We start from the raw sequence: 14,924 nt of genomic DNA on the forward strand, positions 1-14,924 counted from the left end.
TCTCTAAATTGAATTCGCTCAAAAAATTTAATTTATAACTTATTTAAAAAGTCAAACAAAGCAAAAATTTGGGGAGCAAAATTATATAGAAAAAATAAAAAATATCCCTATCTTATGACAGGGATATTTTAGCATATTAAAGCTTCATTTAAAAAAAGATTTGTAAATATCATATAACAATTTTTCAGAAAAATAAAGCGAAAACTTTAAATAATATATAAGACACAATAGCAGCCGCTGGAACTGTTAAAAACCATGAAACAAATATATCTTTGATAACACCTAAGTTAATTGAGCCGGTACCTCTGGCTAAGCCATTTCCTATAACAGAACCAACTACTGTATGTGTTGTTGATATTGGCATTCCCATATTTGAAGCTAATAATACTGTTGTTGCGGTTGAAAAGTCTATTGCGAATCCTCTTGAATTATTTAATTCTGTAATTTCTGTTCCAACTGTTTTCATTACTCTGCTTCCCCATATTGCAACACCTATAGCTATACCTAAACCACCTAATGCGAGAATATACCTTGGGATTTCAGCTTTGGCACCAACTGTACCTGTTACTACAGCGGCGTATATAGCAGCTACGGGACCAATTGCATTTGCAACATCATTGGCACCATGGGCTAATGCAACATAACATGAAGTGACAACTTGAGATTTTCTGAATATTTCTTCGACATATACATAAGGATCATCTGAAACATTTTTCAATTTTATTATTATATAAATCATAATTATTAAAGACATAAATATTCCAAAAAGTATAGCGTATAATATGGCTTTAAAGGTTATCGGAATATGAAGGGTTTTTACTATAAAAGAAAGACCTATGATAAATGCAGCTAATCCAAGAAAGAATGGAATCCAAATTTTTGAGTTTTTCTTGATATTTTTACTATGAAGAATAGTTGCAGAAATAGCTTTAAACATTGCAAATGAAACTGCTAAACCAACTAAAGGAGAAATGATCCAGCTTAAGGTAATGGTAATGATTTTAGACCAGTTAACTACTGCAAGCCCGCCTGCAGCAATACCATAACCAACCATTCCACCAACGATTGAATGTGTTGTTGAAACAGGCCACGATTTATATGTTGCAATTGCAAGCCATATAGTAGCGCCAAGTAAAGCTGCCATAGAACCCCATATAACCAGTTTTGGATCTGCTAAAATGTCTAAATGTAGGATGCCCTTTCTTATAGTGTCTGTAACTTGCTTTCCGAAAAATGTAGCTCCAACGAATTCCAATACGCCAGCAATTACAACAGCCTGTTTAGGAGTTATGGCCTTAGCTCCAACAGCAGTAGCCATAGAATTAGCAACATCATTGGCACCAATTGCTAATGCCATTCCAAATCCTATTAATAGTCCGATAATAAGTATCGCGCTCACGATATTCCTCCTTTATTCATTTATTAGAATATGTACTCTATCACATACGTTTTGGGTTACGTCTGCTATTCTCGCAAGTAATAAAATTAATTCTCTAATATATAAGAAATCAATAGGGTGTATATTATTTTTTTGTGAATAAAGCCATTTTCCAAACTCAAACAATTTATTATCTATATCTTTTTCAAACCATTTCATTTCTGCAATATCTTTTTCTTCAGAAGAAATGGTTGATTTTGAAAAGTCTGATTCGAGTATTACATTTATATATTTTACAGTTTTTTTGAAATGATCTAACATTTTTTCAATTTCATCAACTACAGAATATATCATTTTTTTATGTTCTTCATCAAAATCTATTCTATTAAAAGTCATTTTTTTTGCGACATCTTCTATCAAATCTATTATTTTATCTTGTAGGTCAATGAAATTCAATAATTCAGATCTTTCAAATCTGTATAAGTGTCCCCTTTTTAAATATTGACGAAAGTTTCTTTTTATATCGTCAGCGTCATCTTCTAATTTATCAATTTTGTTTACAATATCATCAATAGGTTTGTTATTTAGATATCTTTCAAATAATTCTGGTAAATAATCAGATGCTTCTTCAACTATACGAGCATGTTTTATAAGTTCTTCTATGGGACTGAATTTTTGAAACATTTTACCCCAAATACTAATAACAATCACCTCCAGAGCTGTTTTCAAGGTTATTTTGCATATTTTAATAAAAATTCATAAGCTTCATTTATTTTTTTAAATCTCTCTTCGCATTTTTCTTTATCTTCTTGACATTTATCAGGATGATATTTTTTCGTTAATTCTCTGAATTTCTTTTTTAATTCATCTTTAGTGTAATTTTCTGGTAAATTGAATAAATTTCTGTAATAATCATATTTCTGCCTCAATTCATAGTAGTTTTGTGAACCATATGAATGTTGAGAAGTGTCATTATAATTTCTATTTTGGTTGTAGTATCGTCTATAAGTGTAAAATTTGAATCTCATATTCCTGAATATAAAGTATATTCCAAATATACCAAAAAGAAATAATATAGGATATCTGAACATCATAGCAAAGATTAGTCCAATAAATCTGAAAAATATTGATATAACAACTAATAATCCGATAAAGGTTAATAAACTTTCCATAGTATTCCTTCTTTCATAAATTTATAATTAGTATTTATAGATAAATATTTTATTTCACAAATTTATTGTATCATAAATACTTTGAAAAAATGTTTCCATGCTTTTTCAAAAGTAAATAATCAATAGTTTCTATTAGAGAAGCTATTAAATACATTTTGAAGGCAATGTATTTATAAAAATGTGGAAATAATTTTTTTATAATCTGTAATTAATAGACTCTCTGATTCTCAGAGAGTCTATTAATTAAGAATTCATTATTGATATATACCTTTCGATAAAATTTCTAACTTCTTGCATTCCAAAATTTCTGTAAAATCTATTTAATTCTCTGTTATCTTCATCAACAAAAACCAATGTTGGAACTGAAAACACTAACATCTGACCAGAAATTTCAGGTTTTTCTTCAACATCAACATATTCGAGTTCTACATTATATTCATCCATTAATCCTTCAACCTTTGGCCATAGTCCTTTACATGTTCTACATGTTTTGTTTGCAAAATAGTAAGCTTTCACTCAATTACCCCCTTTTCAAAAATTCTTTTCAGGGGATTTTAACAAATAGACTTTAAATATTTAAGAAAAATAGTTAACAAGAATCAAATTTTAAAATTCTATATAATCTCCAGGTTTTAATATTTTACATTTAATATTTAAGCTTTCAACCTTGGTTTTAAATACATTTGAATCAGCACTAATTATTTCCCATGTATTGTAATGAAAAGGAACAACTATTTTAGGTTTAATCATTTTAGCTGCAATAACGGCATCTTCAACATCCATAACGAAGTTACCTCCAATAGGCAGAAATGCAAGGTCTATATTCTCTAAATCCAATAATTCCATATCTTTTGTTAATCCGGTATCTCCTGAGTGATATATTTTTTTTCCATCAATTTTTACTATAAACCCACCAGGATTACCACCATAAATAATATTATCGCCCTCTATAATACCAGAACCATGTAAAGCAGGAGTCATTTTAATACTTCCGAAATCAAATTCCTTTCTTCCACCAATATGCATGGGATGTAAATTTTTTACTCCTTTTTTTCCAAGATAATTTACTATTTCAAAGTTAGAAATAACAGTAGCTTGAGTATTTCTGGCTATTTCTACTACATCACCCATATGATCCAAATGTCCATGAGTTATAAGTATATAATCTAATTCTTTAAAATCTGACACTTTTTTAGCGGCTTGAGGATTTCCATTTAGAAATGGATCTATTAATATTTTTTTACTTGCTTCAATATATACAACAGCGTGACCTAAAAAATATACTTTCATAAAATCCCCTCCTTATCCTAATTTTATGTTTATAAGAATATAAAAAATATAAGATAATAATAAAATTAAACCTTTCCAGAAACCAGCTTCTCTTTTTTTGAATAAAAATATTTCTGTAAGAAAAACAACTCCAACCATATAATAAGCATCAAATATAACGCTTCTATCAGGAATTACAGGATGAATACTTGCCGTTATTCCTAAAACAACAAGAATATTAAAGGCATTTGATCCTATAAGATTACCTATTAAAATATCATTTGTTCCTTTTTTGGCTGCAATAATACTTGTTACTAATTCTGGTAAAGATGTTCCAATTGCAATAATTGTTACACCGATTAGTGTTTCTGTTAAGCCGAGAATTTTTGCGAAATCTGAAGCACCTCTTACGGTTATTTCGCCGCCTATTGCAAGCATAACAATTCCAAGTAAAACAAGAAATACAATTTTATTCCATGAAGTTTCATCTGTTTTGACTTCATGTATTTCTTCTAACAATTGTTCCTGAATAGTTTTATCATTTTTTGCCATATTATACATATATGCTATGAATATAATCAAATAGGTTAGTAAAATAAAACCATCAAAATTTGAAAGAGAACTATTTCCATCTAATAACATAAATAATAAAGTTAGTGATATTAATATTACAAAAGGAATTTCATATGCAAGTGTGCTTTTTGGAATGGAACTTTTTTTAATCATTAATGATAATCCTAAAATTAAAGCTATATTGGTAATATTACTTCCTATTACATTTCCAAGGGCAATGCCAGCAGAACCGTTTAACGCAGCACTAATACTAACAAATAATTCAGGTGCACTTGTTCCAAAAGCTACTAATGTAAGGCCTGTAAACAATTCTGAAACTCCGATTTTTCTTGAAAATCCAACAGATCCTTCAATTAGATAATCTGCACCTTTTATCAACAATAACATTCCAATTATAATAAGGATTATATCTAAAATCAATTATTTTCTCTCCTTTCAAACTCTTTATAAAAATTGTTAAAATATTTATCGGATAATGTTTTGTTTTTATAGGTATTTATAAAATCAGTAATGAAGAAATGAAATTTATTTATTATTAAAGGGTATTTTAGCACCAGAGAGTATATATCTTTTTTGTTTTTTTCTTTTTTATTTAATAAATTATTATATAATTTTTGATTATCTAAATAAAGGTATTTGAGTCTTATGCTTTCACATAAAATTTCTGGCCATGTATCTTCTTCGTTTTTCTTTTTAATAAGGTAGCCAAATGTATAATGTGAAAGTTCATGAACTATTACTCCATTAAATAAATCATTTTTTCTTAAAAATATATAATTAGGTGGTGTAAAAAATGATTGCATGTATTCTGTTGAAATAATATATAATTGTTTTGGTAAGGAAATATAATTGTTTTTAAAGAATAGATCAATTATTTTAAAAGTTTCTGCAGGGATGTTTAATTGGGTAAATATAGTTAAATTACTTAAATACATCTGTTTAAATGTGTTGTCATAGACTAAAAATAAATTGTCTGATTCTGATATTATCTTTTTAGAAATATTGATAATTATTTTTTTCCCAGGACTATTAAATTTTAATACACCGTTTCCTTTAAATGGGATTTTTTTATATGTTGAAATTTCAGAATATAAATTATTATTATTTATTAATTCAAAATGAGGATAAAAGGATAAATTTAGTATATATAAGTAGTTATCAGTTACCAATATTATTTTAAGAAAATTAATTAATATTATTACCAGGAAAAATATAGATATCCTTCTGAATTTCCGCCTATCCATGTTTTATCACCTAATTTTATTTTTGTTTTACCCAATGATGGTGGAGTTAAATAAAGATAATTTTCTAGCTTAATTAAATTATTTTGATTTATAATTTCAAAATATGGGTTAATATAAATGTTTAAAATATTTTTATTATTTTCAGGATTAGAGTTTATAATTATCTTTTTTTCACCAGTAAGTTTAAATGAATAGGTTGTTACTATTTCCAATTCTTCATATGGTTTTTGAATAAATAACTGATATCTTTTATTATACATTTGTGCTGTAATTATAGTACAATTATTATAATCAGAAATAGCTGATAAAAAATCACTGATTTGTTCTATATCTTCATCGGATATGGAACCATTTTTAAATGGATTGCCATTAATAAGGAAAAAGGATAGTTTTTTATGATATACAAAATCCATAATTCCTTCTATAAATTCTAGATTATCTTCTAAAGTGTCAAGTGTATTAAATTGTAAAGCAAGATAGTTTAAACTCATATATAAGCCTCCTTTTTTAAAGCTGACATTAACACTAAAAAATAACAATAATATTATATCATATTAAATGACATTTTATTGTATAAAAATGACAATATGTCTTTTTATTGTTTAAAAGGTAATAAAAGTAATATATAATTTAAATAGACAAAAAGATAGTAAAGTGGGGTGATGGTATGGAAAAAGAGATATATCGTTCAAGGAAGGATAGATTTATTGGAGGGGTTTGTGGAGGTATAGCAAATTATTTTAATATTAGTTCTACACTTGTTAGACTATTATGTTTTGGATTAATTTTGGCAGATGGTATAGGCATAATATTATATATAATAGCCTGGATAATTATTCCTGAAGAACCGATAAATAAAACAGTAGAAAAAGAAGATAGAACTTCTGAACAAAATGATTTTTATAAAAAACATAGTGAAAGAAATAATTTTTTTATTGGACTATTTTTCATAACAATTGGAATTATTTTTGTAATAAAAAATTTTTTCCCTGATTTAATATCTTTAAGTTTATTTTTTGGAATTATCTTTTTGATCTTTGGGATATATTTATTGATGAAAAGGGGGAGATAAAATGAGATATGTATTTGGTCTTTTTTTTGTTGTAATAGGCATAATATTTATATTACAGGGTTTTACCGTTGATATATTAATTAAAATGGGATTTAATTTTTTAAAATTCTGGCCTTTTCTTTTGATAATTACGGGTATATCAATATTATCAAAAAACATCAAATGGATTAAATATATTAATTGGATCATAACTTTGCTTTTTTTATTGCTACTTGTTTTTTGGAATTATAATGTGGATTTTTTTGATTATAATAATGATATTAATTATGCTAATTATGAAAAGTTTGAATTTGCAATATTACCAGATTCTGAAATAATAACTTTAAGGTTTGATGTATTGACAGTTACACTTGATATATCAATAGATGATAATTCTGATAAAATATATGGATATTATTATGGCTTAAAGGATTTGAATATAATTCAAAAAAGAGGGAAAATAAATTTTGAAAGTGATATATTTGGATCAAAAGGATATAAAATTTATTTGAAAATACCATCTAAATATATATATAAATTTTATATTGATAGCGGTGTTGCAAATGTTAATTTAAATGAAGAAGTAAATACTATAAAATATTTTCAGATAAATTCAGGTGTTAGTAGAATTGAAGGTGAAATAGGAATGTTTAAAGAAAAAGTATTTTTTGATATAGATAGTGGGGTAACTAAGTTTAATATGATATTACCAGGTAAAACAACGTATTTTTTAAAATATGATGCAGGAATAAAAAAGATTAATATTAGTAGTGATATGATTAAAGATAGCGAAGGTGATTTTCAAGGAAATATAGATGCCGGAGTATTAACCATTAATTTAAAAACAAATGATTTTGAAAAATTGGAAAAAGAGGTGAAATAAGATGAGAAAAAATAAAAATATTTTAGGTGGTATGTTTTTAATAATAATAGGGATATATTTAATATTTTCTAATATTTTTAATATAAATATTTCTTGGAATTATATCTGGCCTCTATTTATACTAATTCCTGGGATAAAATTTGAATATGATTATTTTAAATATAAAAAGAACCCGGGTATTTTGGTTCCAGGAGGAGTATTAACTACAATTGGAATCATATTTTTAATAAGTTCTTTTTTGGGGAATGAGGTATTGAATTTATTATGGCCAGGATTTGTTTTAGCACCAGCTGTTGGATTATTTCAAATGTATTTGGCAACTAAAAGAAAAAATCTTTTATTTCCATCTTTTTTATTAAGCGGTATATCTATTATATTTTTTATTGAAGAAATTTCAAATAGTGTAAGAGTATGGAATTATGCTGTTGGTATAGTTTTTATTCTTTTTGGTTTAATGTTTTTAAGAAAAAAGGGTGTGGATAATAATGGATAATGTAATAGAAATAAGGCATTTAAAGAAATATTATGGTAAAGTTAAAGCCGTTGATGATATTTCTTTTGCTGTAAGAAAAGGTGAAATTTTTGCATTTTTAGGGCCAAATGGTGCTGGTAAAACAACTACACTTGAGATAATAGAAGGATTAAGAAAAAAAGATTCAGGAGAAATAATTTTTTTTGAAAAATACACATCTCCTCAGGATTTTTATATTAAAGAACAAATAGGGGTTCAGTTGCAGAACAATGCTTTTTTTGATAATCTAACAGTGTATGAGACTTTGAAAATGTTTGGCGGTTTATATAAAAAATCAATTGAACCTATTGAATTAATTAATAAAATGTCCCTAAATGAAAAAAAGAATGCTAAAGTAAAAGAATTATCTGGAGGTCAAAAACAAAGGTTGGCAATTGCTGTAGCATTAGTGAATGATCCTGAAATCGTATTTTTAGATGAACCTACAACCGGGCTTGACCCTCAATCGAGAAGAAATATTTGGGATATAGTGTTGGAGTTAAAACATCAGGGTAAAACTATAGTTTTAACTACACACTATATGGAAGAAGCTGAATATTTAGCAGATAGTGTTCAAATAATAGATCATGGTAAGATAATCGCAAAAGGTACAGTTGATGAATTGATAAAATTATTAAATAAGGAATCGGTAATAGTGTTTAAAAGTGGGAATAATAAAATATTTGAAGAAAAATTTAATGGTGTTATTTTTGATGAAAAAGTAGAAATTAAAACAGATAATGTTGAAGATACTCTGTTTAATATAATGAGTTTTTCAAAAGATAAAGATATATATCTGGATGATATAGTTATAAGAAAACCAAACTTAGAAGATGTGTTTTTAAACCTTACAGGGCGAACTTTACGGGAATAAGGTGATAAAATGAAAAAGATATTAAAACTTGCATATTTCCAATTTAAAAATGATATGAGAGAATTTGACTCTTTTTTCTGGTCTTTTATTTTTCCACTTATTTTGTTTTTTATATTGGTTTCAATTTTTGGAAGTATGAAAAATACTGAAAATATAGATTTATCAAGTTTAAAGGTTGGGGTAGTTTATGAAAAAGAATTATCCGGATTTTCAAAAATAATAATAGAAAAAACATTTAATAATGTCCCATTTGAAAAAGAAATATATGAAAATGTGGATGCTGCAATTAAAAAATTGAAAAATAAAGAATTAAATGCTGTATTATATTTCCCGGCTAAATTTTCTTTAGATTTTAATACTTCATTAATGGGGTTAAAAAAGAAAGAATCCAATATTGATATATATTATGTGAAAGGGAGAAGTGATTCAAATATCACAAAAGACATATTAAAAACATTTTTTGAATATGTGAATATTGAAATATTAAAAAGAATCAATGAAACGAGTGCAAAAAAAATAAAGGAGATAAATATTAATAAAGTATCAATAACAACGTTAAAAAACGAGTTTTCCTATAAAGATTTTGTTTTTCCTGGAATATTGGTTTTATCAATTATGTCAGTGGGTTTTTTTAATATTCCCTTTAATATTTTATTTGCTCGTGAAAAAGGAATAAACAAAAGATTTTTAATCATTCCAATAAATGGGTTTTCTTATTTTTTTTCTTTGATTATAAGTAGTTTTTTAATGGTAGTAATATCAAGTGTATTTGTTATAATTGAAGCTATTATAATGAAAGTTTCAACTAAATTTTTTTCATTTGAGTTTTTAATATTTTATATATTTTCTATAATAATAATTTTCTCCCTCGGATTAATGTTTATAAGTATATCGAAGAAATTATCAACAGCAATGGCATTGATAAATATAATATTTCAAGTTTCCATGTTTTTAGGAGGATTATATTTTCCAGTTTTTAATGTTTCGTGGGCGATTAAATGGTTTGTGTATATTAATCCAATAACTTATTTAGTTGAAGGAATGCGAAGAATAGTGGGATTTAATTTAGCGCCTTTTCAAAATCATTGGGTTTATATAATACCAATGATTTGGGGGATATTTTCTATAGTAATATTTTCTGTAAATTATAAAAGGGTGATGGGATATGAATAAAATATTATGGCTTTCAAAATATATTACAAAAGAAGCATTGAGAAACAAAGCGGAGATTTTTTTTACATTGTTTTTTCCGTTAATATTTCTTATTATTTTTGGTTTTCTATTTAATGATGAAGATAATGAAAGTATGTTAAACATAGCTTTATATGCCGATAAAAATATAAATTATTATTCAGCTGAGTTGTCAAAAGTATATACAGTTAAAATTATAAATAATATAGAAACCATATCAAAAGACATAAAAAATGGCAATTATGATGTTGGTATAATTATAGAAAATGACCAAATAACCTTATATTATGATAACGCAAATATGAATAACTCATCAATTTTAAGAAGTTTGGAACTTGATTTGAAAAAGATAGTAATGAAAAAGAAAGAAACTTTTTTTGAATATTTAAAAATTAATGAGATAAATGTTTATCCAACAAAAATTCAAAGTAAGTATATTGATTTTTTACTTACTGGAGTAATTGCAATTTCTATTTTATCAAACGGGATGTTTTCTATGATAACTGTTTTTGGTAGATATAAAAAATTAAATATTTTAAAAAGGTTTATATTAATTCCCATAAAATCATATGTATTTACTGTGGGAATAGTTCTTACAAGGGTAATAATTAGTTTTATATCATTGATTTTTCTTATAATAACAGGTATGATTATATTTAAGTCAAATATAGAAATAAACTGGATATTATATTTATTACTGTCATTTACAAGTACAATTGGTATGATGGGGCTTGGATTGGTATTTTTATTTGTATTTAAGAAAAGTGAAACTGCGCAAAATGTAGCATCGATATTTTTTACAATAATGATGTTTTTTTCTGGGGTTTATTTTCCAATAGAATTTTTACCAAAAACATTTCAAATAATTTCTAATTTTTTACCGATAAAATATATTGTTGATTCACTAAGATATGTAGCAGGTATAGATATTATGAATATATATTATTTTATATTTTTAAATGTAATAATGTTTGTATCAGGTACGTTTTTATTAATACTTGCATCAAAAGCATTTTTAACTCCAGAAAAATAAAAATTCACAAACTATATTATTAAAAGAAAAACAATAAGTGTATAATAAATGTATAATATGTAATTTGGAGGGAATTTTTGTGATTAATTATGAAGATGATTTAAAATATGATGTTATTGTGGTAGGAGCTGGACATGCTGGAATTGAAGCAGCGCATATTTCTGCAAAAATGGGTATGAAAACATTATTGCTTACTATAAACTTAGATAATGTTGGATGGGCGCCGTGTAATCCTGCAATAGGAGGGCCGGCAAAGGGGATCGTTACACGCGAAATAGACGTGTTAGGTGGGATTCAGGCTAAAGTTACAGATGAAAATATGATAAATATTAGAATGTTAAATACTAAAAAAGGACCTGCAGTAAGAGCATTGAGAGCTCAAATAGATAAATATGATTATTCTCAGCATATGAAAGAAATTTTACATTCTACACCAAACTTATTATTGAGATATGGTCTTGTTAAAGACCTGATTATAGAAAAAGGAAAAATAAAAGGCGTAATTACTGAATTAGGAGCGAAGTATGAAGCAAGGGCAGTTGTTTTAACTACTGGGACTTTTTTAAGAGGAAAAATTTTTGTAGGAAGAAGTGTATTTGAATCTGGAAGAATGGGAGATTTTCCAGCAAATGGATTAAGCAAATCTCTTTTGAAAAATGGTATTAAATTGGGAAGATTTAAAACTGGAACACCTGCAAGAATTCTAAAAGAAAGTATAGATTTTTCTAAAATGGAACGACAAGATACCTCTGATGAACCATTAGCTTTTTCGTATTTTTCTCAGCCTAAAGTGTTAAATAAAGAATATCCTTGTTGGCTTACAAGAACTACTAAAAAAACACATGATATAATAAAAAAATATTTGATGTTTTCGCCATTATATGGTGATATAAAATTAATAGAAAGTGTTGGGCCAAGATATTGTCCATCAATAGAAGATAAGGTGGTTAAATTTAATAAAGATTCTCATCAACTGTTTATAGAACCTGAAGGAAGAAGAACAAAAGAGTATTATATTAATGGATTAAGCACTAGTTTACCATATGAAGCACAAATTCAAATGGTGAGAAGTGTTCCAGGATTGGAAAATGCAGTTATAGTTAGACCAGCATATGCAGTTGAATATGATTTTGCTTATCCAGATCAACTTCAACACACTCTGGAATCAAGTATAATAGAAGGGTTGTACTTTGCGGGGCAAATTAATGGAACAAGTGGTTATGAAGAGGCTGCAGGTCAGGGATTAATTGCTGGAATAAATGCAGCATTGAAAATTAGAGGAGAAAAACCATTTATTTTATCACGAGCAGAATCGTATATTGGAGTATTAATAGATGATTTAATTATAAAAGGTACAAATGAGCCATATAGATTATTAACATCAAGAGCTGAATTTAGATTACTCTTAAGGCATGATAATGCGCATATAAGATTAGCTAAGTATGGTTATAAATATGGATTGATTCCTAAAGAATTTTATGAAAAGGTTATAAACTTGGAAAAGAAAGTCCAGGAAGAAATTGAAAGATTGAAAACAGTTAAGATAAAACCTAATAATAGGATTAACGATATTTTAGTAAAAAGTGGGACAACACCTATAAAAAGTGGGATGAATTTATATGAATTATTAAAAAGGCCACAGGTGTTATATGTAAACATAAGAGAATTTGACAATAATCCAATTTCAGATATAGAACTTTTAGAACAGGTTGAAATAGCAATAAAATACGGTGGTTATATAAAAAGAATGATGGAAGATGTGGAAAGAATGAAAAAACTTGAAAATGAAAAAATTCCTGAAAATATAGATTATAAAGAAATTCCTAATCTGGCTTACGAAGCGGTTGAAAAGTTAAGTAAAGTTAAACCGAAATCAATAGGTCAAGCAATGAGAATCCCGGGAATTACACCAGCGGATATAATGAACTTAACCATTTATTTAAAAACAAAATGAGCACTATGCTCATTTTGTTTTTAATATAGTAATTATTTTTATAATTCTTTAATTGTTGGATTCAATATTTTTATTAATAATTTTTTTAATAGTTATTTTATTTTTTATGAAAATATCAATTAAATCAGGATCAAACCTTTTTCCAGAATCTGATTTAATAATTTCAACAGCTTCTTCAAATGAATATGCATTTCTATATACTTTTTTTGACATTAAAGCTATTAAAGTATCAACAATAGCAACAATTCTTCCTTCTATTGGTATTTCGTCTTTTGAAAGGCCATAAGGATAACCTGAACCATCCCAATTTTCATGATGTGAAATAATAATTTTCCCAGCATTTGAAAATGGAAATATATTTATATTATTTAATAAAATTAGACCAAATTTTGTATGTTTTTTGATTATTTTCCACTCATTTTCATTAAGTGGTCCTTTTTTTAGTAAAATGTTTTCAGGAATAAATATTTTTCCCAAATCATGAATTTTAGCTCCATAATATAAACCTTTTAGTTTTAATTCATCTAATTCTATTTGTTTTCCAAGAAATAAAGAAATATCTCCCAGCAGATAATTATGAATATGATTGTATTCTTTTGATTCGGACATTATTCCAATAATATTAAAAAGGTTTTCTAGTTGGGAGTAATAATTATTTTTAATATTATTTATTTCAAGAACCTTAATATTTAACTTCGTTGCCAGATTGTTTAGGTTTTGTCTTAATAATTCAGATTCAAAAGGTAGTTCTGCAATTAGTTTATTTATGGACAATTCAAAATTCCTTCTATCATATTCTTCATAAATGAATTTTTTAAAAGAAGAAAGAAAAGTTATAATTGCAAAATTTTCTTTTTCTATTCTTTCTAATTTATTTTTTAAAATTTTATTTTCTGATATAGTTGTTTGTAAAGGGATTTTTAATGAATTTATTATATAAAAAAAAGAATTAAAAAGTTCATCGAATTCAGGAATAGATGTTTCTGTTGTTTTGAAGTAATCCTTTTTTTTAATAACGGAATTTAAGTTTAAGTTTTTTATAATATCTTTATTTATATTAAATCTTGACATTATAAATTTAAAAAGAAAGAAGTGATAGATAAAAACAATTATTATTGATATAATAAAAGAATAAAAAAAAGATTTAAAATAATTTAAAGGAAAATCAAAAATACCAGGTTTAAAAAATGTATAAATCTTTAAAAGTGGTTTATTTCCAAAATAAAAAAAATCAAAATAACTCATATAAAATTTTTTAATTTTGAAAGTATCTTTAATAAAATGAATATTTTTATATTTTTCATAATAGCTTTCATTACCATAAATGAAATTTCCAGAAAGATCTGTAATATAAAATTTGAAATCTAAATTTAATTTTGAAAAATGCGTGTCAAAAAAAGTATCCAATTGAAATTTTAAATTTTTAAAATCATCTTTGTTTCTTATTTTTAAATAAATACTATTATTTTTAATTCCATAAACATAAACATTTAAATCAAAAATATTTTTTACAAATTCACTGTTTTCAAAAGGAATTATTTGTGTTTTTAAAACAAAAGGAGGTTTTATTTCTGATGAATAATAATTTATTATTGTATGTTCGAAGTCATTTACTATAACATCATTTATAACTTCGATTGTTAATTTTATATTTTCATAAAATTTATCTATTTGCTCATTTTGTTTCAAAAAAGATGATATGATAATAAATGAAAGAGAAAAAGATAGCAAAATAACACTCATTGTTATTAATGTTATTTTATGCATAGATAAATTTTTCATTTAATACAC

16 protein-coding genes are annotated in these 14,924 nt (G+C 25.7%); 7 read left to right on the plus strand and 9 right to left on the minus strand.

The annotated features are described in order from the left end of the window. Nucleotides 1-184 precede the first annotated feature (184 nt). The 8 genes from X274_RS02450 to X274_RS02485 form a co-directional block, all read right to left on the minus strand. Nucleotides 185-1,357, minus strand: coding sequence for an inorganic phosphate transporter (locus X274_RS02450; RefSeq protein ID WP_084822615.1), 1,173 nt, complete (start codon nt 1,355-1,357; stop codon nt 185-187). Between the two features lie 54 nt (nt 1,358-1,411). Then, a complete protein-coding gene (locus X274_RS02455) occupies nt 1,412-2,107 on the minus strand; it encodes a DUF47 domain-containing protein (protein ID WP_197073314.1) in 696 nt (231 codons plus the stop codon). A 2-nt stretch (nt 2,108-2,109) separates the two neighbouring features. Beyond that, nucleotides 2,110-2,550 (minus strand): J domain-containing protein, encoded by a 441-nt coding sequence (locus tag X274_RS02460; RefSeq protein WP_047265225.1) that lies wholly within the window; start codon nt 2,548-2,550, stop codon nt 2,110-2,112. A 243-nt stretch (nt 2,551-2,793) separates the two neighbouring features. Continuing rightward, nucleotides 2,794-3,066 carry a thioredoxin family protein gene (locus X274_RS02465; protein ID WP_047265226.1) on the minus strand — a complete coding sequence of 91 codons (273 nt, stop codon included), beginning with the start codon at nt 3,064-3,066 and terminating at the stop codon, nt 2,794-2,796. Between the two features lie 90 nt (nt 3,067-3,156). Next, nucleotides 3,157-3,840 (minus strand): metal-dependent hydrolase, encoded by a 684-nt coding sequence (locus X274_RS02470; RefSeq protein ID WP_047265227.1) that lies wholly within the window; start codon nt 3,838-3,840, stop codon nt 3,157-3,159. 12 nt (nt 3,841-3,852) lie between these two features. Further along, complete coding sequence (locus tag X274_RS02475) at nt 3,853-4,812, minus strand: calcium/sodium antiporter (protein ID WP_047265228.1); 960 nt, start codon at nt 4,810-4,812, stop codon at nt 3,853-3,855. Next, entirely contained in the window at nt 4,809-5,636 is an 828-nt protein-coding gene (locus tag X274_RS02480) for a hypothetical protein (RefSeq protein WP_047265229.1), read from the minus strand. The genes X274_RS02475 and X274_RS02480 overlap by 4 nt, the downstream gene beginning before the upstream one ends. Beyond that, nucleotides 5,591-6,127 (minus strand): hypothetical protein, encoded by a 537-nt coding sequence (locus X274_RS02485; protein ID WP_047265230.1) that lies wholly within the window; start codon nt 6,125-6,127, stop codon nt 5,591-5,593. Before X274_RS02485 ends, X274_RS02480 begins: the two co-directional genes overlap by 46 nt. Nucleotides 6,128-6,303: 176 nt before the next feature. Between X274_RS02485 and X274_RS02490 the strand changes: the two genes are divergently transcribed. The 7 genes from X274_RS02490 (at nt 6,304) to mnmG (ending at nt 13,133) form a co-directional block, all read left to right on the plus strand. After that, the gene (locus X274_RS02490; protein ID WP_047265231.1) at nt 6,304-6,708 is read left to right on the plus strand and encodes a PspC domain-containing protein; all 405 of its coding nucleotides are present in this window, start codon (nt 6,304-6,306) and stop codon (nt 6,706-6,708) included. A gap of 1 nt (nt 6,709) precedes the next feature. Continuing rightward, on the plus strand, nt 6,710-7,570 hold the full coding sequence (locus X274_RS11445; protein WP_052913137.1) for a LiaF transmembrane domain-containing protein: 861 nt from the start codon (nt 6,710-6,712) through the stop codon (nt 7,568-7,570). Nucleotide 7,571: 1 nt separating this feature from the next. Beyond that, nucleotides 7,572-8,063, plus strand: a complete 492-nt coding sequence (locus X274_RS02500) for a hypothetical protein (protein WP_047265233.1) — start codon at nt 7,572-7,574, stop codon at nt 8,061-8,063. After that, nucleotides 8,056-8,955 (plus strand): ABC transporter ATP-binding protein, encoded by a 900-nt coding sequence (locus X274_RS02505; protein ID WP_047265234.1) that lies wholly within the window; start codon nt 8,056-8,058, stop codon nt 8,953-8,955. Before X274_RS02500 ends, X274_RS02505 begins: the two co-directional genes overlap by 8 nt. A 9-nt stretch (nt 8,956-8,964) precedes the next feature. After that, a complete protein-coding gene (locus X274_RS02510) occupies nt 8,965-10,128 on the plus strand; it encodes an ABC transporter permease (RefSeq protein ID WP_047265235.1) in 1,164 nt (387 codons plus the stop codon). Further along, nucleotides 10,121-11,179 carry an ABC transporter permease gene (locus X274_RS02515; RefSeq protein WP_047265236.1) on the plus strand — a complete coding sequence of 353 codons (1,059 nt, stop codon included), beginning with the start codon at nt 10,121-10,123 and terminating at the stop codon, nt 11,177-11,179. The genes X274_RS02510 and X274_RS02515 overlap by 8 nt, the downstream gene beginning before the upstream one ends. A gap of 82 nt (nt 11,180-11,261) precedes the next feature. Continuing rightward, the gene (gene mnmG / locus X274_RS02520) at nt 11,262-13,133 is read left to right on the plus strand and encodes a tRNA uridine-5-carboxymethylaminomethyl(34) synthesis enzyme MnmG (protein WP_047265345.1); all 1,872 of its coding nucleotides are present in this window, start codon (nt 11,262-11,264) and stop codon (nt 13,131-13,133) included. A gap of 48 nt (nt 13,134-13,181) precedes the next feature. Here mnmG and X274_RS11450 read toward each other — a convergent pair whose 3' ends face one another. Further along, entirely contained in the window at nt 13,182-14,915 is a 1,734-nt protein-coding gene (locus tag X274_RS11450) for an HD-GYP domain-containing protein (protein ID WP_052913138.1), read from the minus strand. Between the last annotated feature and the right edge of the window lie 9 nt (nt 14,916-14,924).

Source organism: Marinitoga sp. 1155 (assembly GCF_001021175.1).
Taxonomy (GTDB): Bacteria; Thermotogota; Thermotogae; order Petrotogales; family Petrotogaceae; genus Marinitoga.